We start from the raw sequence: 20,049 nt of genomic DNA, 5'->3' as shown, positions 1-20,049 counted from the left end.
TACTATGTCTCAAGACCTGGGAGAGTAGGTCGCCGCCAGGCCTGCAAAACACAAAGCAAACAACAAGCCTCAATCACCAAACCATCCCCAAAACATCACAAACCCGGCCCAAAAAGCCGGGCTTTCGCGCGGCTAAGCATGGTCACGCGAATAAAGCGTTGATGATCGCGATCGCCTTTGAGTCGCTCGTCCATTTACCGCCAAATCCGTCTCGCCGGGACGCTTCGCAGGAGCGCCGCAGGCGTTCGACATCAGCGCCCGGCGGAGCGCGATCAAGCGCCATGACCTTCGCCGCGCGCGCCGCGAACGACAGCAGATTTCGCGCGAGCGCCGTCGGAGCGGCTGAAGCATTCGCCTCGGTCGCGACCGCTTCCTCGACGCCAAGACAAGCCGCCAGCCTCTCGGCGTCCCATGCGAGCGCGATCAAACGCCGCCCTGCCTTCGCAAATGTTCCTAGCTCGAAAATCGAGGCGGCCGTTCCCGCCGCCAGGGCGATGATGCGTGTCGAACCCTCGGCGATGCCGGTTTCTGCCTCCTTGACCGCGAGCAGCGCCCCCAGTCGGCGGACCGCGCGGCCGCTGCCACAATTTTGCAGCACGAGTCCGTCAGGCGCCAAAGGGGCGATGACGTCGAGGCGCGCCTCGATCGAATGATCGTCCAGGGCCGGAATTGAGATGAAGATGAGCGGCGCAGCCACTTGCTGGCGGACGGCGGCGATCTTGGCCGCCATTTTTTTGAAGCTAGGCGCGCTTTCGCCTGCGGCAGCGAAACACAGCGCGTCGGCGCCGCTTTGAAACGCTTCGTCAACGGCTCTATCGTCGGCGGCCGCGACGAACAGCAGCGACCGGATGCGGGCGGGCGTCAGACCGACTGCTCCATCTTCGAATGCGTCTTCATGTCTTTCATGAAGATGTAGCAGATCAACGAGATGAAAATCAGCGCAGTCGCGTACCAGAAGAAGCCCGCTTCGAAGCCGGCATTCTTGAACGCGAGGGCGACTGAATCAATCGAACCGCCGAAAATTGCGACGGTCAGCGCATAGGGGATGCCAACCCCCATGGCGCGAATCGCGGTTGGAAACAACTCGGCCTTGACGATCGCCGCAATGGATGTGTAGCCGCTGACAATCGCCCAGGCGACGCAGATCAGCAGAAAGGCTGCGAGCGGACTTTTCGTGTGCTGCAATGTCGTGAGCAACGGCACCGTGCCAAGCGTCCCGAGCACGCCGAAAGCGATCAGCATCGGTCGTCTGCCGACCTTGTCCGAGATCGCGCCATAGATCGGCTGCAGGATCAGCGCGAAGATGAGCGTGCCCGCGGTCACCAATGTCGTTTCCGAATCATTAAGGCCGACGGACAGCTTCAGAAACTTCTGCATATAGGTGGTGTAGGTGTAGAAGGCCGATGTGCCGCCCACCGTGATGCCAACGACAAGGGCGACCGCCTTCCAGTTGCGCAGAAAAAGCCGCCATGGGTTTTCGAGCCTGATTGCTGGCTCCGCCGCCTTAAACAGCTCCGTCTCAGGCATGTCGCGGCGGATGATGAAGGCGAAGATCGACAACAGCGCGCCGATGATGAAGGGGATGCGCCAGCCCCACGCTTTCAGCTGGTCCGGCGTCAGAAATAGCTTTTGCAAGGCCAACAAGACCAGAATTGCCAGGAGCTGACCGCCGATCAGCGTCACATACCAGATGCCCGAATAAAAGCCGCGCCGATCCGGATGGGCGACCTCGCTGAGATAGGTGGCGCCCGATCCATATTCGCCGCCCTGGCTAAGACTTTGCAGGAGCCTTGCGACGGCGAGCATGATTGGCGCGCCGACGCCGATCGAAGCATAGGTTGGCGTCGCCGCGATCAACAGCGAGCCAAAACACATCAGCAGGACCGCGGCGGTCAGCGCGTTGCGCCGCCCATACCGGTCGGCATAATAGCCAAACAGGGCGCTGCCGAGCGGGCGCACGAAAAAGGCCGCCGCGAACAGCGATGCGGCCGCCAATTGCTGCGCGACGGGGTCCGTTTGCGGGAAGAAAGCGCCCGCAAAATAAAGCGAAAACGCCGAATAGGCATAGATGTCATACCATTCGATCAGATTGCCGAGCGAGCCTGTGAGCACGGCCTTCGATCGATTGAAGACGTCGGCGGCGTCAAATCCGTCGGAGGCGGGCAGGATGACTGCCGCGGCGCCGGTCCTTGAAGGCAATTCCTCGCTCATCGTCCGCCTTCCTCAAGAGGCGCTTTGCTTTGTCTCCATCAGGCCAGCGAGTCGCGCATATTGCAACAGCAGAATGGTTTTCGAATCGACGATCTCCCCGCTGAAAATCATCGCGAGAGCCGTCTCCAGCGGCAATTCGAGAACCTCGATGTCCTCGCCTTCATGCGCCAGTCCGCCGCCGTCGCCGACGCGGTCAGTTGCGGCATATTCCGCGGCGAAATAGGTGAGCTTCTCGCAAAATCCGCCGGGGCTGGAGTAGCCCTCGAACAGACGGCGCGCGTTGCGCACCCGAAAGCCCGTCTCCTCCTCAGCCTCGGCGACGATCCGCGTTTGCGGATCTGCGCCTTCGAGCCTGCCGGCGCAAACCTCGATCAGGCTGTCGCGGCCTTCCTTGATGTAGGCGGGAATGCGGAACTGGCGCACGAGGACGACTGTGCCGCGCGCCGGATCGTAGAGGAGGATCGCCGCGCCGTCGCCGGTGTCATAGAGTTCGCGCTCCAGCCTCTGCAGGCTCCCGTCGCGGCGCCGATAGTCGAGCGTCAGGCGCTCCAGCGCGCCATAGCCCTTCGCGATGATCTTGCGCGCGACAATGCGAAGGCGTTCTTTCATCTGGCCCAATCCGAGTTTGCGGCGTCAATATCCGAATTGCTCGCGCAAAATCCGCTCGTTCAGCGAATGACCGGGATCGTGCAGCAGGATGAGATCGGTCTCGTGATCCATGGCGACGGAAACCTGGCGGACATGGCGCAGCTCGAAATGATCGGCGACGGCGGAGACCGGCCGCTTTTCAGCCTCAAGAATGTCGATCGTGACCCTGGCGCGATCGGGCAGCAGCGCGCCGCGCCACCCGCGCGGGCGGAACGCCGAAAGCGGGGTCAGCGCCAGCATGGGCGCATCGAGCGGCAGAATCGGGCCATGCGCCGAAAGATTATAGGCTGTCGATCCGACCGGCGTCGCGACAAGCACGCCATCGCCCGCGAGCTGATCGAGCCGCTCCTGGCCGTCGATCGAAATGCGCATCTTGGCGGCCTGATAAGATTGCCGCAGCAGCGACACCTCGTTGATCGCGCGCGCGCGCGAGGACGCGCCGTCGCGGTCGGTCACCTCCATCTCCAGGGGATGGACGATCGAGGCTTCGGCGACGGCGAGACGTTCCGGCAGGTTGAAGACCGAGAAATCATTCATGAGAAAACCGACCGATCCGCGGTTCATGCCATAGATCGGCTTGCCCGTGCCCATGAAGCGATGCAGCGTTTGCAACATGAATCCATCGCCGCCGAGCGCGACGATAACGTCGGCCTCCTCGGCCGCGACGTGTTCGTAACGCGCGTCCAGCGCCTCGCGCGCCGCCATCCCCTCCACGGTCGGCGTGCAGAGAAAGGCGATTCTGTCGAGATGACGTTCGGCCTTTACGACAACGGCCATTTTTTGCTCCGGAAACGAGCTTTGACATAGCCGCAAGCACGGCGCGGCGTAAAGCGGAGCCATGGCGGTCTGGCCAACGGAGGCCGATCTCGGGGGGGGGCGTCTACAGGATTGGCTCCGCTCGGTCTCCCGCCAGAAGCAGCTCGGGGAGCTGGGAAAATGTCCAGCTCGTGGCGGTGCGATCGAATACCCAGACGACATCATAGCGCTCATAGGGCCAATGTTGCGGCGCGATTGTGTCGTCGCCCAAGATCTCATTGGCGATGAGATGCATAGCGTCGTGCTTCCAGGCGATCAGCGCCGGGCCGGCGCCGGCGCGGACGCATTCGACGAGGGCGTCTTCCTGGCCGTGATAGAAATCGCGGTTGAGCGGAGCGCCAAGCCATTCCGCCATGGGCAGCAATGTCATCTGCGGCCTGAGGCTGGGGTCGCGCGCGTCGGCCTTGCAGGCGTAGAGCGCCTGAGGCCGCGCCAGCGCGGAGCCGGCGAAATGACCCTCGCTCGGCGCAAATAACCGCACGAGCGCTCCGGCGCGCTGCCAGCCGCGCACGGTAAGGGATTCTCTGTCCTTGCGGCCCTCGATCGAGACGCCGCGGAATTTTTTGTCCGCGCTCGGCCGCTCGGCGTGGCGGATCAGCATGATTTTTTCACAGGGCATGGCGATCTCTTGCCTTGAACCATTGCAGAACGGATGCGGAGGATAGAGGGTTGCGCGGATTGGCGCAGGCTAATGCTGCAGAGGGGAACATTTATGAAAAGAGAGCGCGCGGGTCCGGATTGGCGGCGCATCCACCACTCGCCCTTGTTCTGGATCGGCGCCGTGCTGTTTCTCGCGGCTGCGGCGATCTATGTGGCGTCCGACGATCTTGCCTGGCGCCCGCGCGCTGACCGGCAGGTGGGCGGCCCCTGAGGCGCGGGCGAACGCCCGCGCTCCCCGCGTCGTCCCGTTGCCGCGACATGGCGGCCGGCCGATCATCTGCGGCGACTCTTGCGGGGTGAGGCGGCGCGCCGTTGACACGACTGTTGCGCGGTCATACGCTCAAGCTGCTCTTGATGCGAAGAAGGCGGTGAAATCCCGCCGCGGTCGCGCCACTGTCAGCGCGCGTCAGCCAAACGGCCAAAGCGCGTGAGCCAGACCTTCCTTCAGGAGACCCGGCCAACGCAATGGGACGCGAAATCCCGAGGAGCCTCGCCATGAGCCACATAACAGCCGCCCCCGTATCCCGGCCCGTTCCGATCCCGATTCGGGAGATCCTGCCCTGGCTCGTATTCGGCGGCCTTCTCAGCCTGCTGCTCATCTATTTTGTCGGCGCCGAGGAAGGCGCGACTTCACTCATCCCCGGCCATTTCATCCATGAATTCGTTCATGACGGCCGGCATCTGATGGGCTTTCCCTGCCATTAGGCCTTAAGCCGACTCCAAACCTAAATCGGGCGGATTTTGCGTGGCGCCGTGGCGTCAGCTCGCTCGGTTAGCAGCAGGATGCTTAGGAGGCGTTGATGGTTGGACAAATTTTATGGCGGGGGATGCTTGCGGGCATCGTCGCGGGGCTCCTCTCCGCCAGTTTCGCTTTTTTTGCGGGCGAACCCTCGGTTGATCGCGCGATCGCTTTCGAAGGCGCCGTGGCGCAAGCCGCCGGCGAACCGGAAGAGCCCGAGATCGTCAGCCGCGCCGTCCAGCGCAGCATCGGCCTCGTCACCGCCTCGGTCGTCTTCGGCGCCGGGCTCGGCGGGCTGTTCGCGCTGGCTTTCGCGCTTGCCAACGGCCGCGTCGGCGCGCTCGATCCGCGCGCCGTGACGGCGCTGCTGGCGCTCGCCGGCTTTCTGTCGGTCACCCTCATTCCCGGATTGAAATATCCGCCCAATCCGCCGGCCGTCGGACTGCCGGAGACGATCGGCGCCCGCACCGCGCTCTATTTCACGATGGTCTTTTCCTCGGCGCTGGCGATGATCGTCGCCGCAATGCTGCGGGCCCCTCTGGCGCGGCGCCTTGGCGCATGGCCGGGCGGCCTCGCCTGCGTCGGGCTGGTTCTTGCGGCGGTCGCCGTCATGGCTTTCGCGCTGCCGGCGGTCAATGAGGTCCCGGATAATTTTCCCGCCGATCTTTTGTGGCGGTTCCGGCTCGCCTCTTTCGGCGCCCAGCTGACGCTTTGGACGGTTCTTGCGCTGGTCTTCGGCGCTTTGGCCGCTCCGCTCGCGGAGCTTGATTTCAGCCGCGCGCGCCGCGATCTCAATGCGGCGCAACCGCTCGCGCGGTAGTGCGGCGCCAGGCAGCCTTCGGATTGCGCGGCGGCGGCGCTGGCTCGCCTGCCGCGCTGCGATTGTGTCGCGCCGCTTGCCGGGCAATTTGCGATCGAAACCTCTGCAATCGCATCGGCGTTCATGCTTAAAGTTGGCGGGAACGATGTGATTCGAAGGGGAAGGGATGGGCGCCGCATCAATCGATTCCGTAGGCGACCATTTCTTCATCGGGCTGCGGCCGACTCCGGTCCTCGATGATCGCGACCGCGCGCTGCTGCAAGACCTTCGGCCCGCCGGCGTCGTCCTGTTCAAGAGCAATTTTCGTCACGACCTGCCCTATGAGGGGTGGCTCGCCAGCCATCTGCGGCTGATCGAGGAGATCCGGGCGGCCGCGGCGCGGCCGAACCTTTTTATCTCCATCGACCATGAGGGCGGCCGGGTGTGCCGCACGCCGGAGCCGATGACGCGCTATGCCTATGCGGCGCACTGGGCGCAGAGCGCCGCCAGCGTCGGCCGGGCGATGGGGCGCGAACTTGCAAGCCTTGGCTTCAACCTTAATTTCGCGCCTGTTCTCGACATCCACACCAATCCCGCCAATCCGGTGATCGGCGAACGCGCGTTCGGCTCGACGCCCGATGAAGTCATCGCGGCGTCGCTGCCCTTCATGCGGGCCATGCAGAAGCAGGGCGTGCTTGCCTGCGGCAAGCATTTTCCCGGACATGGCGACACGCATGTCGATTCGCATCGCGGCCTGCCCTCGCAGCCGGCAAGTCTCGACGAATTGCGCCAGCGCGAATTACGGCCTTTCGCGGCGGCGATCGGCGCCGGCGTTCGCATGCTGATGAGCTCGCATATTTCCTTTCCGCTCATCGATCCCGATGCGCCTGTCACCCTGTCGCGCCGGTTCCTGACCGAGATTTTGCGCCAGGAGCTTGGCTTCAAGGGGGTCGTCGTTTCGGACGATATCGGCATGGCGGCGATGAAAGGATTTTTCGACGATCCGGCCGCCGCCGCACGTCTCATCGCCGCGGGGTCTGACATGCTGATGGTCTGCGCCGCTTTCACGCAGGCCGATCGCGCCCGCGATTTCGCCCGCGCCATCGTCGCTGCGCGCAACGAGGGGCGGCTCGATCCGGTCGTGCTGGCGCGCTCCAAGGCGCGCATCGCCGCTATGCTGGCCAAGACGCCGCTGCATCAGGTCCAGCTTCTGCCCGATTCGTCGTTCGTGACGCATCGCGCCGCGGGAGCCTTGTTTTCGGCAGCGACGGTTGAGGTGATCTGAGGCGGGCCTTTTGACCGGCGCCGCGCATTTCGGTTGTTTAGAAGCGAGGTTTGGGGCAGGCTACGCGCAAGAGGAGAAAAAATGCCTCGCGTGCGGCCGGGAGAGATCGATACGTTGCTTGCCCTGCGGGCAAACGGCAAACTGCTTGTGGGGCGCGAACGCGTCACCCTCCTTGAAGCGGTGATCGCCTATGGCAGCATCACCAAGGCCGCGGAAATCGCCGGCTTCAGCTACAAAACCGCGTGGGACGCCGTCAACGCCATCAATAATCTGCTGCCGCGGCAGGCCTTCATTACCCATACGGGCGGCCCCAAAGGCGGCGGCGTCGAGGTGACGCCGGAAGGGCGCCGCCTGCTGTCGACTTTCCGGCGGCTTGAGGCGAAACTCGGCCAGATCTCCTCGGCGATTGCGACGGAAGGTCTTGAAACCGACGACTTTTCCTTTCTGATGCTGACGATGAAGCTCAGCGCCCGCAATGCGCTGCACTGCTCGATCATCGAAATCAAGCCTGCGCCGGTCAATGTCGAGGTCATCCTTCAGGTGTCGCCGGGCGTCGTCATCTCGGCGATCGTCACCAACGCCAGCGTCGTTGAACTGAGCCTTGTTCCCGAAAAATCCGTGCTCGCCCTTGTCAACGCGAGCTCGGTGATGCTGGCTCCCGCCGCCCAGGCGCTGCGCGTCTCGGCGCGCAACAAGATCCCTGGCCGCGTGCTCGACCGCTTCGAGGGTGGTTCGGAGGCGGAAGTCGTGGTGGACATAGGCCGGGGCAAGACCATGACCTCGATCATGACGACCGAGAGCGCCGACGCCGCCGGCGTTCACAAAGGCGCGGAAGTCTGCGCGATCTTCCTCAGCTCCAATGTGATTTTGGCGAGCGATTAGAGCGCTTTCCGATCTGAACGAGACATGCTCATCCGCCGAAACGCGGAAGGCTTCGGACCAGCGTTGAAACAATTAGAGCAAAAAGACTGTTCCAGTCAGCTCGGGTTTTGCTCGAGGGGGCCGGCAGCACAAGCAGCGCCTTGACTTTGTACATTCAGTCTATAGAAACACTGTACAAAGCAATGGAGCACTGCCATGTCCCGGGCCAATCCCCTTCGTCTCGCCGCCATCGGCGCCCTGGTCGCCCTCGCGGCGCCCGCCGCTCACTACCTTGGCGGTTCTTCCTTCGTGCAGCCCGCGCAGGCCGCGCAGGAACTCCTGAACGTCTCCTATGATCCGACCAGAGAGCTTTACCGGGGGATCAACGAAGCCTTCGCCGCCGATTGGAAGGCGAAGACGGGCGAGGCGATCGAGGTGCGCTCGTCCCATGCCGGCTCGGGCGCGCAGGCGCGCGCCGTGATCGATGGCTTGCCCGCCGATGTGGTCACGCTGGCGCTCGCCGCCGACATCGACGCCATCGCCGCCAAGAGCGGCAAGCTTCCCGCCGATTGGCAAAAGCGCCTGCCGCATAATTCCACGCCCTATACCTCAACGATCGTGCTTCTGGTCCGCAAGGGCAATCCGAAACAGATCAAGGATTGGGACGATCTGGTAAAGCCAGGCATCTCGGTCATCACGCCCAATCCGAAGACGTCGGGCGGCGCACGCTGGAATTTCCTCGCCGCATGGGGCTACGCCAACAAGAAATTCGGCGGCGACGAGGCCAAGGTCCGTGATTTCATCCGCGCGCTCTACAAGAATACGCCGGTGCTCGACACCGGCGCGCGCGGCTCGACGATCAGCTTCGCCCAGCGCGGACAGGGCGACGTGCTGATCTCGTGGGAGAATGACGCCTTTCTCGCCTCGGAAGAATTCGGCAAGGACCAGTTCGATATTGTGGTTCCTTCGATTTCGATCCTGGCGGAGCCTCCGGTCGCCCTCGTCGACGCCAATGTGGACGCCAAGAAGACCCGCAAGGTTGCCGAGGCCTATCTCGATTTCCTCTATACGCCGAAGGCGCAGGCGCTGATCGCCAAGAATTATTATCATCCCGTGTCGCCCGAGGCGGCCGATCCCAAGGATCTGGCGCGCCTCGCCAAAATTCCGCTGGTGACGATCGACGGCGATTTTGGCGGCTGGAAGGCGGCTCAGGCGCGCTTTTTCGCCGACGGCGGCGTGTTCGATCAGATCTACGCCGGGCAATAAGCCTCGCCGCAACAAAGCTCGGCCGCCGCTTGCTTGAAAAGGCTTCGGCGTTTCCGATACAAGAGGCCCGCGGCGCGCCCGGCAAAGGGTTTCGCGCCGCGGCCCGCGCCCCGTTGGCGCCAGCTCTGACGGAGCGCTCTGATGACCACCAATCCGCGCAGGCCCGATTATCCGGTCGACGCCATTTTCAAAGATCGCTGGTCGCCGCGCGCGCTCACCGGCGAGCCGATGCCGGAAGCCGATCTGCGCACAATCTTCGAGGCGGCGCGCTGGGCGCCTTCGTCGTCGAATACGCAGCCGTGGCGGTTCTTTTATGCGCTGCGCGAGACGCCGGAGTTCGCTACTTTCCTGGGGCTGCTCGCCGGGGGCAATCAGCTCTGGGCCAAAAACGCCTCCGCGCTTCTGATCATCGCTTCAAAGAAAACCTTCGTGCCGCCGGGCAAGACCGAACCGGTCGAATCGCGCAGCCATTCCTTTGACGCCGGGACGGCCTGGGGCTTCTTCGCCCTGCAGGCGCATAAGCTCGGCTATGTGACGCACGCCATGGGCGGCTTCGACGTTCCCCGTTCGGCCCTCGAACTTAATATGCCGGAGGATTTCAGGCCCGAGGCGGCGATCGCCATCGGCAAGCTGGCCGATAAATCGATCCTGCCGGAGAATTTGCAGGCGCGCGAGACGCCGAGCGGCCGCAATTCCCAGACCGAATTCGTCTTCGCCGGCCCTTTTCCGCGCAGCTGAAGCGTCAGATCGCAAAGTCCGATCCCGGTCCCGCGTCACGATAAAGATGGAGTTCGTCGGCGCGGCGGCACACGTCCTCGATCGTGATCGTGTCGAGCTCAGCCAAAAAGGCCGCCCCGGCCTTCTCAACCATCGGAGCGATCACCTTGCTGACCAGCTTGGAGTCCTCCGGCTCGTCTTGACCGGCGGCGTCGCTGAGGACCGCGCGCAGCACCGCGCCGGCGGTGATTTTCCGCCTTTCCCGGGCGAGCTCATAGCCGCCGCGCGGCCCGCGCAACCCTTTCAATATGTTGGCGCGCACCAAGGCCTGCAGCAGCGTTTCGAGATGGCGCGGCGGCAGCTCGAGCCGCGCGGCGAGCGCTTTTGCCGCGACGGGGAGCGGGCGCGAATGGATCGCGATGTCGGCGACGGCGGCAAGGGCCAGCAGCGCGCGATGCGACAGCACGATCATCGCCGCGTTTCCCCGAACGCGGCTGCTCCGGTCGAGCCAAATCCGCCGGCGCCGCGCGCGGTCGCCTCGAGCCCCTCGGTTTCGACCAGCACGGCGCGCGTCACCGGCGCGATGACGAGCTGCGCGATGCGTTCGCCGCGCGCGATCTCGAACGGCTCCGCGCCGAAATTGATGAGCAGGACGCCGACCTCGCCGCGGTAATCGGAATCGATCGTGCCGGGCGCGTTCAGCACCGTGACCCCGGCCTTCAGGGCAAGGCCGGAGCGCGGCCGCAGCTGACCCTCGTGCGAGGAGGGAATCTGCAGGACGAGGCCGGTTGGCACGAGGCGCCGCTCGCCGGGCGCCAGCGTCAGTTTTGATCCCGGCGCGATGGCGGCGAGAAGATCGAGGCCGGCCGCGCCAGCGCTCTGATAGGCGGGCAGCGGCAGATCCGCTCCATGCGGCAGGCGCTTTATGCCGATCTGCAGCGGTTCGCTCATCGGGTCGCCCTGGCCAGACGTTCGGCGATCACGCTGATGAGGCGGGCGGCAAGCTCACGCTTGTCGAGACTGGGCCAGGCCTCGACGCCCTCGCTGGAGATCAAAGTGACCTCGTTGCGCGGCCCGCCAAACACTTTCGAGCCTTCGCCGACATGATTGGCGACGATAAGATCGCATCCCTTGGCGAGCCGTTTGGTCTGCGCATAGTCGACCAATCGATTGGTTTCGGCGGCAAAACCAACGACGAGGGCAGGCCGGTCGCGCTCGCGCCGCCCTACGCCGGCGAGGATGTCGGGATTTTCAACGAGCGCCAACGTCGCGGCGGCGCCGGAGCCCTTCTTCAGCTTGCGCGCGGCCGGCTCGGCGACGCGCCAATCGGCGACGGCGGCGGCGGCGATAAAAATATCGGCCGGCAGGCTGGCTTCGACCGCCGCCTGCATTTCGCGCGCGGTCTCGACATGGACTGTGGTGACGCCCGCCGGATCCGGCAGTGCGACAGGACCGGAGACGAGCGTCACTTCGGCGCCCGCCTCGCGCGCGGCGGCGGCGATCGCATGGCCCTGCTTGCCGGAGGAGCGATTGGCGATGAAGCGCACCGGGTCGATCGGCTCATGGGTCGGTCCCGAGGTTATGACGACGCGCCGCCCCGCAAGCGCCCGCTTTTTCGCGGCGGCGGGCGGGCGGAAATCGCGCGGCAGGGCGAGTGTTGTCTCCCCGGCCAGCGTCTCCTCGATGGCGGCGGCGATGTCGAGCGGCTCGCTCATGCGGCCCGGGCCATATTCGCCGCAGGCCATCTCGCCGTCTTCCGGCCCGACGAATCGCACGCCGTCGCCGCGCAACGTTTCGACGTTGCGCACGGTCGGGCTCGCGAGCCACATGCGCAGATTCATCGCCGGGGCGACGAGAATCTTTTTGTCGGTCGCGAGCAGAACGGTCGAGGCGAGATCGTCGGCAAGACCCTGCGCCATCTTGGCGAGAAGCCCGGCGGTGGCGGGGGCGACGACAATGAGGTCCGCGTCACGCGAAAGCTCGATATGTCCCATCGTCGCCTCGTCGGTCAGCGAGAACAGATCGGTAAACACCTGATCGCCGGTGAGGCTTGCGACGGAGAGCGGGGCGATGAATTGCTGCGCCGCGACGGTCATGACGGCGCGCGTCTTGATGTTCCGCTCGCGGAGGCGGCGGATCAAATCGAGCGTCTTATAGGCCGCAATGCCCCCGCCGATAATGAGAAGGATGCGTTTTTCCGACACTCCGCTCATGCGGCCGAATTTCCCCCGGGCAGGCGCTGCGCCTTTATATTTGCTCCAACCGGATATTGCACCGACCGGGGCTGTTTTTTCTATTACTAACGGACGAGAAGAATTCCGCAAAGGGGTAGAATTCTTCACGCGGGGCGCGCGGAAAAAGGCAAAGCTAGCGCAAAAGCAGCAGCAGGGCGGCCCCGGCGATGACCCAGAGGGCGATATGGCCAAGCCGCGCGCTGCGCGCCGCCGCCTCGCCGAAGCGCTCGATCGCCTGATCTGAGAATGCCAGTCCTTCTTCGGCGGCGTCCTCGAGGCGAAGCAGAATATTTTCGGCGCGAATCAGCGTCTCCGGCAAAGCGGCGGCGAATTTGCCGAGCGCCCGCGCCGCCTGGCCCGCGTCCTGAAGCTTTCCGGCGGGTCCAAGATTTTGTTCGATCCAGCTGCGCACCACGGGCTCGGCTGTCGCCCACATGTTGAGCTTGGGGTCGAGCGTGCGGCCGACGCCCTCGACCACCACCATTGTTTTTTGCAAAAGCACCAGCTCCGTGCGCGTCTTCATGTCGAACAGGCCGGTGATTTCAAATAGAAGCGTCAGCAGCTTCGCCATCGAGATCTGGTCGGCGGTGCGCGCATGGATCGGCTCGCCGATGGCGCGGATCGCCTGCGCGAAATCCTCGACCCGGTGCGTGCGCGGCACATAGCCCGCTTCGAAATGGACTTCGGCGACGCGGCGATAGTCGCGCTCGATGAAGCCGTAGAGAATCTCCGCCAGAAAGCGGCGCTCCTTGAAGTCGAGCCGGCCCATGATGCCGAAATCGACCGCGACCAATCGCTGCTCCGCATCCACGAACAGATTGCCCGGATGCATGTCGGCATGGAAAAACCCGTCGCGCATCGCATGGCGCAAAAAGGACTGGATGACGATGCGCCCCAGCCTTTGCAGATCATCGCCGCGCGCAGCGAGGGCGGCGATGTCCGACAGGGGAAGTCCATCGACCCATTCGAGGGTCAGCACCTCTTTTGCCGTCAAATCCCAATCGACTTTCGGCACGCGGAAATCATCGTCTTTTGCGACATTTTCGGCAAATTCCGACGCGGCGGCGGCCTCAAGCCGGAAATCCATCTCCATCTTGACGGAGCGCGCCAGGGTGTTGATCACTTCGACAGGCTTCAGCCGGCGCGCGTCCGGCGCAAAACGTTCGGCAAGGCGGGCGGCGACATACATGTCGCCAAGATCGCGGCGAAAGCGCCGCTCGACGCCAGGCCGCAGCACCTTGACGGCGACGTCGCGCTCGCCCTCGCCGGTTTTGATCCGTCCGCGATGCACCTGCGCGATGGAGGCGGCGGCGACCGGCTCGCTGAGGAAAACGAAAGTCTCGGCGAGGGGGCGCCCGAACGCCCGCTCGATCGTTGCGATCGCAACGTCGCGCGGAAACGGCGCCATGCGGTCCTGCAGCGATTCCAGCGAGCGCACGACATCCGCGCCGACGACGTCGGGCCGCGTCGCGAGAAACTGGCCGAGCTTGACGTAGGACGGCCCGAGCGCGGTAAAGGCGGCCGGCAGATTATTGAGGCCGGAACGCCCGCCGCGCCGCGCCGCGGGACGCGCGAGAAGCTTGGCGAAGGCCAGCGGCAGACGGGCCGGGGCCGGAGCGATCGCGGGGTCGACGTCGCTGAACACGCCGGCTCTCGCCAGCACGAATCCGGCCCGCGCCAGCCGGAAAAGGGAGCCGAGGGAGGTCAGCATCCGCGCGCCGCCGCTGCGAAAACCTGCCTCAAAGCTTCCAGCCGCTGTGAATGGCGACCGCGCCGCCCGTCAGCCGGGTGAAGTCGGCGCGGTCGAATCCGGCCCGCGCGATCATCTGGCGAAACGCCTCGGCCTCGGGGAACCGCTCGATCGATTCGACGAGGTAGCGATAAGATTCTTCGTCTCCCGTCACGAGCTTGCCAAGGCGGGGAATGGCGGCGAAGGAATAGGCCTTGTAGAGCCTGTCGAACAACGGCAAATCGACATGGGAAAATTCGAGGCAGAGGAAGCGGCCGCCGCGCTTCAGCACGCGGCGCGCCTCGCTGAGCGCGCGTTCGATGCGCGGCACATTACGAATGCCGAAGGCGATCGTATAGGCGTCGAAGCTATTGTCCTCGAAGGGCAGATCTTCGGCGTTGGCCTGCACGAATTCGAGCCGCGCTTCAAACCGGCGCTTGGCGGCGCGGGCGCGGCCGACTTCCAGCATGTCGGCGTTGATGTCGAGGACGACGATCTCCGTCGCCGGCGTTCCCGCCTCAGCGATGCGGAAGGCGATGTCGCCGGTGCCGCCGGCGACGTCGAGGCAGCGATAAGGCGCGCCGCGCGACGGCCGCACCTTTGAAGCGAAAATATCCTTCCAGAGCCGATGCAGGCCGGCCGACATCAGATCGTTCATGAGGTCATAGCGCGAGGCGACCTTGTGAAAGACATCGTCGACGCGCGCCTGCTTGTCTTTCAGATCGATGCGGGAAAAGCCGAAATGCGTCTGTTCGGACATGGGTTTCTTCGGGTGCGGCGAGCGCCGGGCGGGGCGGGTTTTGGATTCGCCGACCATAGCCGCTCGCGGCGGCGCTGGCTATGCGGGGCCCGCCTGCATGATTGACCGCCCGTGCTACGCGCCCCCCCGGATCCTCGCCTCCGCCTCGGCGACGCGCAGCAGCAAATAGGCGCCGGGCAAAAAATCGTCCGGCAGCGCGAAGTCGCCGAGCGCAGCCCGGTGCAGCGCCTCGACATGATTGCCGAGCGCCGCGAACATGCGCCGGACCTGATGGTAGCGCCCTTCCGTGACGCCGACTTCGGCCTCTGTCGGCGAGATGATTTTGAGCGCAGCGGGTGCAAGCGGCTTGTCTTCGCCCTCCAGCATCATCTCGCCCGAGGCGAAGATCTCGCCCTCATCCCCGCGCAAGGGCCGCGCAAGGCTGGCGCGGTAGCGTTTCACGACGTGGTTTTTCGGGGAAATGATCCGGTGCAGGAAGGCGCCGTCATCGGTGATGAGCAACAGGCCGGAGGTTTCCTTGTCGAGTCGCCCGACCGTCGACAGAGCCGGCTCGCGCAGGCGGAACCGCGGCGGCAAGAGATCATAGACGAGTGGCCCCGCCTCCTTGCGCGAACAGGTGACGCCGCAGGGCTTGTTGAGCGCGATGACCATGCCCGGCGGAGGGTCGAGCGCTTCGCCGTTGACGCTGAGGCGGCCGCAAAATTCCGGCGTCGCCGCCACGCGCAACGCGGGATCGCGCAGCGCCGCGCCATCGAGTTTTATGCGCCCGGCGCGCGCCATCGCCTGCATCTGCGTGCGCGTGCCGTAGCCGAGATTGGCGAGCAGCCGGTCGAGCCGCAACATGAGGACTTTGTCGCCGGGGCCGGTCATTTTATGGCTTCGAAAATTTTATAGCCGGACGCCTCGATTTTTGGCGCGAACTCGCGGAACAAAGGCTTCAGCGCGCCTTCATAGGGCAGATGGCGGTTGGCGACGAGCCACAGCGCGCCCCCTTTGCGTAGCATCGCAGCCGCCTGCCGGATGAAGGCCTGTCCCAGCGTGCGATCCTCTTCGCCGGCGTCATGGAAGGGCGGATTGGTCACGACGAAATCGAGATTTTTGAGGCCGCTCTCGCGCGCGTCGGCCCAGCTGATTGCTGCGCGCGGATCGTCGATGTTGCGCCGGGCGGCGGCGATCGCGCGGCGGTCGATGTCGATCAAATGAAGCGTTGCGATCTTCGGCGAGGCAAGGATGCGCCGCGCCAAAAAACCGACGCCACAGCCGAGGTCCGCGCCCTCGCCCTTCAGCGCGGGGAGGGCGTCGGCGAGAAGCTGGCTGCCGGGGTCGATGCGATTCCAGCTGAAGATTCCGGGCTCCGACCACAGGCCGATATCGTCGCAAAACCGCGGCGCGCCCTCTTCGATCGCTTGGTCCAGCCCCTCAGGTTTTGCGGGGCGCCCGGCGCGGCAGATGCGGTGATGGCGTTTTGAGCTTTCCTCGACCGCGCAGCCGAACCCTTCCAGCTCGGATTTGAGGCGGGCGCCGCCCTTGTCCTTCGGCGCCATAGCGATGAGCGGCGCGCCCGGCGCCAGCGCTCGCAACGCCAGCGCCAGCGCGCGGCGGCGCTCCAGCGCGCCAGGCGGCGCGAGCATGGTCATGGCGTCCAGCGAGGCCTCAAGCTGATCTTCGAGCGCCGCCGCGCCGGGAATAAGGGGCGAGAACTGGATCGCGCCTTCGCCCCCGGCGGCAAGGTCGGAGGGCAGCGCGCCGAACACGCCTTCCCTGTTTTCCACTGTCATGGGCTGTTATTCCGCCGCCCGCGCGCTAGTCGGGCGGCGCGCCAACATCTCGCGCAAAAATTTGCCGGTGTAGCTGCCCTTGGCCTTGGCGATCTGCTCCGGCGTTCCCTCGGCGACGATCTCGCCGCCGCCGTCGCCCCCTTCCGGGCCAAGGTCGATTACCCAATCGGCGGTTTTGACGACTTCGAGATTATGCTCGATGACGACGATGGTGTTGCCTTGATCGACCAGCTCCTGCAGCACCTGCAGCAGCTTGGCGACGTCATGGAAATGCAGCCCGGTCGTCGGCTCGTCGAGAATATAGAGCGTTCGCCCGGTCGAGCGTTTCGACAGCTCCTTGGCGAGTTTTACGCGTTGAGCTTCGCCGCCGGACAGCGTTGTGGCTTGCTGGCCGACCTTGATATAGCCGAGGCCGACGCGCGCCAGCGTCGCCATTTTCTCGCGGATCGAGGGCGCCGCCTTGAACAGATCGGCCGCTTCCTCGACGGTCATGTCGAGCACGTCGGCGATCGATTTGTGGCGGTATTTCACCTCCAGCGTCTCGCGGTCGTAGCGCTTGCCCTTGCAGACGTCGCAGGTGACATAGACGTCCGGCAAAAAATGCATCTCGATCTTGATGACGCCGTCGCCCTGGCAGGCCTCGCAGCGGCCGCCCTTGACGTTGAAGGAGAAGCGCCCCGGCTGATAGCCGCGCGCCTTCGCCTCGGGCAGGCCGGCGAACCATTCGCGGATCGGCGTGAAGGCGCCGGTATAGGTGGCCGGGTTCGAGCGCGGCGTGCGGCCGATCGGCGACTGGTCGATGTCGATCACCTTGTCGAGGTGTTCGAGCCCGTCGATGCGCTCATGCGGGGCCGGATGCTCGGCCGCACCGTTGAGTTTTCGCGCGACCGCCTTGTAGAGCGTGTCGACGACCAGCGTCGACTTGCCCCCGCCCGAAACGCCGGTGATGCAGGTAAAGAGGCCGAGCGGGATCGAGGTCGAGACGTTTTTCAGATTGTTGCCGCTTGCCTTGACGATGTCGAGCGTGCGGGCGCGATCGAATTTGCGGCGCTGGCGGTAGGGGGCGACCTCACGCGCGCCGGTGAGATATTGCCCCGTCAGCGAATGCGGATTGGCGAGAATCTCGGCGGGCGTTCCCTGCGCGACGATCTCGCCGCCATGGACGCCTGCGCCCGGGCCGACGTCGACGACATGATCTGCCGTCAAAATCGCATCCTCGTCATGTTCGACGACGATCACGCTGTTGCCGAGGTCGCGCAGGCGCCGCAGCGTTTCGAGCAGCCGCGCATTGTCGCGCTGATGCAGGCCGATCGAGGGCTCGTCCAGCACATAGAGCACGCCGGTCAGCCCCGAGCCGATCTGCGAGGCGAGCCGGATGCGCTGGCTCTCGCCGCCCGACAGCGTGCCGGCGCCTCGCCCGAGCGTCAGATAGTCGAGCCCGACGTCGATCAGGAAGGAAAGCCGCTCGCGGATCTCCTTCAGGATGCGGGCGGCGATCTCGCGCCGTTTCGGGTCGAGCTTTTCCGCAAGCGTCTCGAACCATAGGCTCGCGGCGCGCACCGAAAAGGCGGTGACGTCGCCGATATGGAGACCCTCGATCTTGACCGCGAGGGCCTCGGGACGCAGCCGCGCGCCATGGCAGACGCTGCAGGGCGTCGCCGTCATATAGCGGCCGATCTCTTCGCGCGACCATTCGCTTTCGGTTTCGCGATAGCGCCGTTCGAGATTGCGGATGACGCCTTCGAAGGGCTTGTTCGTCTCATGCGAGCGATAGCCGTCCTCATAGACGAAGCGCACCGCCTCCTTGCCCGAGCCGTAGAACAGCATGTCCCGGATCTCTTGGGCCAGGGAATCGAAGCGCGCGTCGAGACGGAACTTGAAGTGTTTCGCCAGCGCTTCCAGCGTCTGCATGTAATAGGGCGAGCTTGAGCGCGCCCAGGGCGCGATCGCGCCCTTGCGCAGGGTAAGTTTCGGGTCGGGGACGATCAGTTCGGGATCGACCGTCTGTTCAAAGCCGAGGCCGCCGCAATGCGGACAGGCGCCGAACGGATTGTTGAAGGAGAACAGCCGGGGCTCGATCTCGGGGATGGTGAAGCCGGACACGGGACAGGCGAATTTGGCCGAGAAGGTGACGCGTTTCGCCTCGCCTTTTTCGTCGCGCTCATCGGCATATTCGGCGATGGCGATGCCGTCGGCGAGCTCCAGCGCCGTCTCGAAACTGTCGGCGAGGCGCGGCGTGATATCGGGGCGCACGGCGATGCGGTCGACCACGACGTCGATGTCATGCTTGAATTTCTTGTCGAGCGGCGGCGCGTCGGCGATCTCGTAGAACTGCCCGTCGATCTTGAGGCGCTGAAAGCCGCGCTTCATGAATTCGGCGATTTCCTTGCGATATTCGCCTTTCCGCCCGCGCACCACCGGCGCCAGCAGATAAAGCCGCGTGCGCTCCGGCAAAGCGATGACGCGGTCAACCATCTGGCTGACCGTCTGGCTCTCGATCGGCAGGCCGGTCGCCGGCGAATAGGGAATGCCGACGCGCGCGAACAAGAGCCGCATATAGTCGTAGATCTCGGTGACGGTGCCGACGGTCGAGCGCGGATTTTTCGAGGTCGTCTTCTGCTCGATGGAGATCGCCGGCGACAGCCCGTCGATCTGATCGACGTCGGGCTTTTGCATCATCTCCAGAAACTGGCGCGCATAGGCCGACAGCGATTCGACATAGCGGCGCTGGCCCTCGGCATAGATGGTGTCAAAGGCGAGCGAGGATTTGCCCGAGCCCGAAAGGCCGGTGAAGACGACGAGCTGATCGCGCGGGATCGTGAGATCGACGTTTTTGAGATTGTGCTCGCGCGCGCCGCGCACAACGATGCACCGGCCGGGCGCTGCGAGGGCGCTCACGACAGCAGCCGGCGGCGATTTGGCCGGCTTTGCCTGTGTCGGCGCGGTCATCTTGGGCTTCGCCGCTTTTTTGTCGGGCGATTCCTTATCGGGCGATTTGGGCGCGCGCGCCTGCGGCGCGGACTTGCGCGAAACCGGCCCTGCATTTTTGCCGGCGGGCAGCTTGGATGACGTCATGAATTCCGGTCTGACTGTGAGCAAAGGTCAAGCGCAAGCGCGGCCGAGAGCCGGGCCGCCTCGCGCGCGGAAAATTGCGCGGAAGAGTTTTGGCGAAAGCTTTGTGCGGCAGGATGCGCCCTCCTGCTAATTTAGCGGCCTTCGCGCATTTTGCCATTGCAATTTAGCCAAATCCTGAAAGCTTACCGCAAAGCGCAGCGCCCGGCCGCGCCGGAAAAAGACCAAAAGAAGAAAAAAGGGAGGATATGATGGTCGCGGTATTGGCAGGCGCGGAGCCGAGCGCTCCCGCGAAACCGTTCTACAAAATCCTCTATGTGCAGGTTTTGTTTGGCATCCTTGTCGGCGCCCTGTTTGGCTGGCTCTGGCCGGAATATGCGACCGCGCCATGGGTGAAGGCGCTCGGCGACGGCTTCATCAAACTCATCAAGATGCTGATCGCGCCGATCATTTTCTGCACGGTCGTCGCCGGCA

General features: G+C 64.6%; 21 protein-coding genes. 8 read left to right on the top strand and 13 right to left on the bottom strand.

All coding sequences use genetic code 11. The features are described from left to right. Positions 1-142: 142 nt before the first annotated feature. The 5 genes from CR492_RS19400 to CR492_RS19380 form a co-directional block, all read right to left on the bottom strand. A complete protein-coding gene (locus CR492_RS19400) occupies positions 143-838 on the bottom strand; it encodes an aldolase/citrate lyase family protein (RefSeq protein ID WP_245412184.1) in 696 nt (231 codons plus the stop codon). A gap of 23 nt (positions 839-861) precedes the next feature. Next, entirely contained in the window at positions 862-2,211 is a 1,350-nt protein-coding gene (locus CR492_RS19395; RefSeq protein ID WP_102845369.1) for an MFS transporter, read from the bottom strand. A gap of 12 nt (positions 2,212-2,223) precedes the next feature. Beyond that, positions 2,224-2,820: an NUDIX domain-containing protein gene (locus CR492_RS19390; RefSeq protein ID WP_102845368.1), complete on the bottom strand. Its 597-nt coding sequence runs from the start codon at positions 2,818-2,820 to the stop codon at positions 2,224-2,226. 24 nt (positions 2,821-2,844) lie between these two features. Beyond that, positions 2,845-3,636, bottom strand: coding sequence for an NAD kinase (locus CR492_RS19385; protein ID WP_102845367.1), 792 nt, complete (start codon positions 3,634-3,636; stop codon positions 2,845-2,847). A 103-nt stretch (positions 3,637-3,739) separates the two neighbouring features. Then, positions 3,740-4,294: a hypothetical protein gene (locus tag CR492_RS19380; protein ID WP_102845366.1), complete on the bottom strand. Its 555-nt coding sequence runs from the start codon at positions 4,292-4,294 to the stop codon at positions 3,740-3,742. 93 nt (positions 4,295-4,387) lie between these two features. Between CR492_RS19380 and CR492_RS20905 the strand changes: the two genes are divergently transcribed. The 7 genes from CR492_RS20905 (at position 4,388) to CR492_RS19350 (ending at position 10,023) form a co-directional block, all read left to right on the top strand. Further along, the gene (locus CR492_RS20905) at positions 4,388-4,546 is read left to right on the top strand and encodes a hypothetical protein (RefSeq protein ID WP_180982635.1); all 159 of its coding nucleotides are present in this window, start codon (positions 4,388-4,390) and stop codon (positions 4,544-4,546) included. Positions 4,547-4,830: 284 nt separating this feature from the next. Beyond that, complete coding sequence (locus CR492_RS19375) at positions 4,831-5,040, top strand: CbtB domain-containing protein (protein WP_102845374.1); 210 nt, start codon at positions 4,831-4,833, stop codon at positions 5,038-5,040. Between the two features lie 95 nt (positions 5,041-5,135). Next, positions 5,136-5,894: a CbtA family protein gene (locus CR492_RS19370; RefSeq protein WP_102845365.1), complete on the top strand. Its 759-nt coding sequence runs from the start codon at positions 5,136-5,138 to the stop codon at positions 5,892-5,894. A gap of 166 nt (positions 5,895-6,060) precedes the next feature. Further along, positions 6,061-7,158: a beta-N-acetylhexosaminidase gene (nagZ, locus tag CR492_RS19365; RefSeq protein ID WP_102845364.1), complete on the top strand. Its 1,098-nt coding sequence runs from the start codon at positions 6,061-6,063 to the stop codon at positions 7,156-7,158. Positions 7,159-7,239: 81 nt separating this feature from the next. Then, positions 7,240-8,040 (top strand): TOBE domain-containing protein, encoded by an 801-nt coding sequence (locus CR492_RS19360; protein ID WP_102845363.1) that lies wholly within the window; start codon positions 7,240-7,242, stop codon positions 8,038-8,040. Positions 8,041-8,235: 195 nt separating this feature from the next. Beyond that, complete coding sequence (locus tag CR492_RS19355) at positions 8,236-9,285, top strand: sulfate ABC transporter substrate-binding protein (RefSeq protein ID WP_102845362.1); 1,050 nt, start codon at positions 8,236-8,238, stop codon at positions 9,283-9,285. A 141-nt stretch (positions 9,286-9,426) separates the two neighbouring features. Then, the gene (locus CR492_RS19350) at positions 9,427-10,023 is read left to right on the top strand and encodes a nitroreductase family protein (RefSeq protein ID WP_102845361.1); all 597 of its coding nucleotides are present in this window, start codon (positions 9,427-9,429) and stop codon (positions 10,021-10,023) included. A 4-nt stretch (positions 10,024-10,027) separates the two neighbouring features. Here the strand turns inward: CR492_RS19350 and CR492_RS19345 are convergent, their stop codons facing one another. From CR492_RS19345 to uvrA, 8 genes are all read right to left on the bottom strand, one after another. After that, positions 10,028-10,474 (bottom strand): RrF2 family transcriptional regulator, encoded by a 447-nt coding sequence (locus CR492_RS19345; protein ID WP_102845360.1) that lies wholly within the window; start codon positions 10,472-10,474, stop codon positions 10,028-10,030. Continuing rightward, a complete protein-coding gene (gene dut, locus CR492_RS19340; RefSeq protein ID WP_180982634.1) occupies positions 10,471-10,953 on the bottom strand; it encodes a dUTP diphosphatase in 483 nt (160 codons plus the stop codon). The genes CR492_RS19345 and dut overlap by 4 nt, the downstream gene beginning before the upstream one ends. After that, positions 10,950-12,215: a bifunctional phosphopantothenoylcysteine decarboxylase/phosphopantothenate--cysteine ligase CoaBC gene (gene coaBC / locus CR492_RS19335; protein WP_102845359.1), complete on the bottom strand. Its 1,266-nt coding sequence runs from the start codon at positions 12,213-12,215 to the stop codon at positions 10,950-10,952. Before coaBC ends, dut begins: the two co-directional genes overlap by 4 nt. Before the next feature lie 154 nt (positions 12,216-12,369). Then, positions 12,370-13,947, bottom strand: a complete 1,578-nt coding sequence (gene ubiB / locus CR492_RS19330) for a 2-polyprenylphenol 6-hydroxylase (RefSeq protein ID WP_102845358.1) — start codon at positions 13,945-13,947, stop codon at positions 12,370-12,372. A gap of 28 nt (positions 13,948-13,975) precedes the next feature. After that, the gene (ubiE, locus tag CR492_RS19325) at positions 13,976-14,725 is read right to left on the bottom strand and encodes a bifunctional demethylmenaquinone methyltransferase/2-methoxy-6-polyprenyl-1,4-benzoquinol methylase UbiE (protein WP_102845372.1); all 750 of its coding nucleotides are present in this window, start codon (positions 14,723-14,725) and stop codon (positions 13,976-13,978) included. Between the two features lie 114 nt (positions 14,726-14,839). Continuing rightward, a complete protein-coding gene (locus CR492_RS19320) occupies positions 14,840-15,595 on the bottom strand; it encodes a pseudouridine synthase (protein ID WP_102845357.1) in 756 nt (251 codons plus the stop codon). Continuing rightward, positions 15,592-16,503, bottom strand: coding sequence for a class I SAM-dependent methyltransferase (locus tag CR492_RS19315; protein WP_102845356.1), 912 nt, complete (start codon positions 16,501-16,503; stop codon positions 15,592-15,594). Before CR492_RS19315 ends, CR492_RS19320 begins: the two co-directional genes overlap by 4 nt. Positions 16,504-16,509: 6 nt before the next feature. Continuing rightward, on the bottom strand, positions 16,510-19,578 hold the full coding sequence (gene uvrA / locus CR492_RS19310) for an excinuclease ABC subunit UvrA (protein WP_180982633.1): 3,069 nt from the start codon (positions 19,576-19,578) through the stop codon (positions 16,510-16,512). Positions 19,579-19,826: 248 nt separating this feature from the next. On the opposite strand from uvrA, the gene CR492_RS19305 reads away from it, so the two are divergent. After that, on the top strand, positions 19,827-20,049 hold a 223-nt coding region (locus tag CR492_RS19305; protein ID WP_146030341.1), incomplete at its 3' end, for a cation:dicarboxylate symporter family transporter.

The organism is Methylocella silvestris, assembly GCF_002891535.1.
Lineage (GTDB): Bacteria > Pseudomonadota > Alphaproteobacteria > Rhizobiales > Beijerinckiaceae > Methylocapsa > Methylocapsa silvestris_A.
The sequence above is the reverse complement of the archived record's forward strand: the minus strand, read 5'-3'. Positions and strand labels throughout refer to the sequence as shown.

Excerpts from the sequence above, each read along its gene's own strand:
- CR492_RS20905 (WP_180982635.1), top strand. The coding sequence starts at position 4,388 with ATGAAAAGAGAGCGCGCGGGTCCGGATTGGCGGCGCATCCACCACTCG.
- CR492_RS19315 (WP_102845356.1), bottom strand. The coding sequence starts at position 16,503 with ATGACAGTGGAAAACAGGGAAGGCGTGTTCGGCGCGCTGCCCTCCGAC.
- CR492_RS19350 (WP_102845361.1), top strand. The coding sequence starts at position 9,427 with ATGACCACCAATCCGCGCAGGCCCGATTATCCGGTCGACGCCATTTTC.
- ubiB (WP_102845358.1), bottom strand. The coding sequence starts at position 13,947 with ATGCTGACCTCCCTCGGCTCCCTTTTCCGGCTGGCGCGGGCCGGATTC.
- CR492_RS19380 (WP_102845366.1), bottom strand. The coding sequence starts at position 4,294 with ATGCCCTGTGAAAAAATCATGCTGATCCGCCACGCCGAGCGGCCGAGC.
- ubiE (WP_102845372.1), bottom strand. The coding sequence starts at position 14,725 with ATGTCCGAACAGACGCATTTCGGCTTTTCCCGCATCGATCTGAAAGAC.
- CR492_RS19370 (WP_102845365.1), top strand. The coding sequence starts at position 5,136 with ATGGTTGGACAAATTTTATGGCGGGGGATGCTTGCGGGCATCGTCGCG.
- CR492_RS19355 (WP_102845362.1), top strand. The coding sequence starts at position 8,236 with ATGTCCCGGGCCAATCCCCTTCGTCTCGCCGCCATCGGCGCCCTGGTC.
- coaBC (WP_102845359.1), bottom strand. The coding sequence starts at position 12,215 with ATGAGCGGAGTGTCGGAAAAACGCATCCTTCTCATTATCGGCGGGGGC.
- CR492_RS19395 (WP_102845369.1), bottom strand. The coding sequence starts at position 2,211 with ATGAGCGAGGAATTGCCTTCAAGGACCGGCGCCGCGGCAGTCATCCTG.
- dut (WP_180982634.1), bottom strand. The coding sequence starts at position 10,953 with ATGAGCGAACCGCTGCAGATCGGCATAAAGCGCCTGCCGCATGGAGCG.
- CR492_RS19390 (WP_102845368.1), bottom strand. The coding sequence starts at position 2,820 with ATGAAAGAACGCCTTCGCATTGTCGCGCGCAAGATCATCGCGAAGGGC.
- CR492_RS19360 (WP_102845363.1), top strand. The coding sequence starts at position 7,240 with ATGCCTCGCGTGCGGCCGGGAGAGATCGATACGTTGCTTGCCCTGCGG.
- CR492_RS19385 (WP_102845367.1), bottom strand. The coding sequence starts at position 3,636 with ATGGCCGTTGTCGTAAAGGCCGAACGTCATCTCGACAGAATCGCCTTT.
- uvrA (WP_180982633.1), bottom strand. The coding sequence starts at position 19,578 with ATGACGTCATCCAAGCTGCCCGCCGGCAAAAATGCAGGGCCGGTTTCG.
- CR492_RS19375 (WP_102845374.1), top strand. The coding sequence starts at position 4,831 with ATGAGCCACATAACAGCCGCCCCCGTATCCCGGCCCGTTCCGATCCCG.
- nagZ (WP_102845364.1), top strand. The coding sequence starts at position 6,061 with ATGGGCGCCGCATCAATCGATTCCGTAGGCGACCATTTCTTCATCGGG.
- CR492_RS19320 (WP_102845357.1), bottom strand. The coding sequence starts at position 15,595 with ATGACCGGCCCCGGCGACAAAGTCCTCATGTTGCGGCTCGACCGGCTG.
- CR492_RS19345 (WP_102845360.1), bottom strand. The coding sequence starts at position 10,474 with ATGATCGTGCTGTCGCATCGCGCGCTGCTGGCCCTTGCCGCCGTCGCC.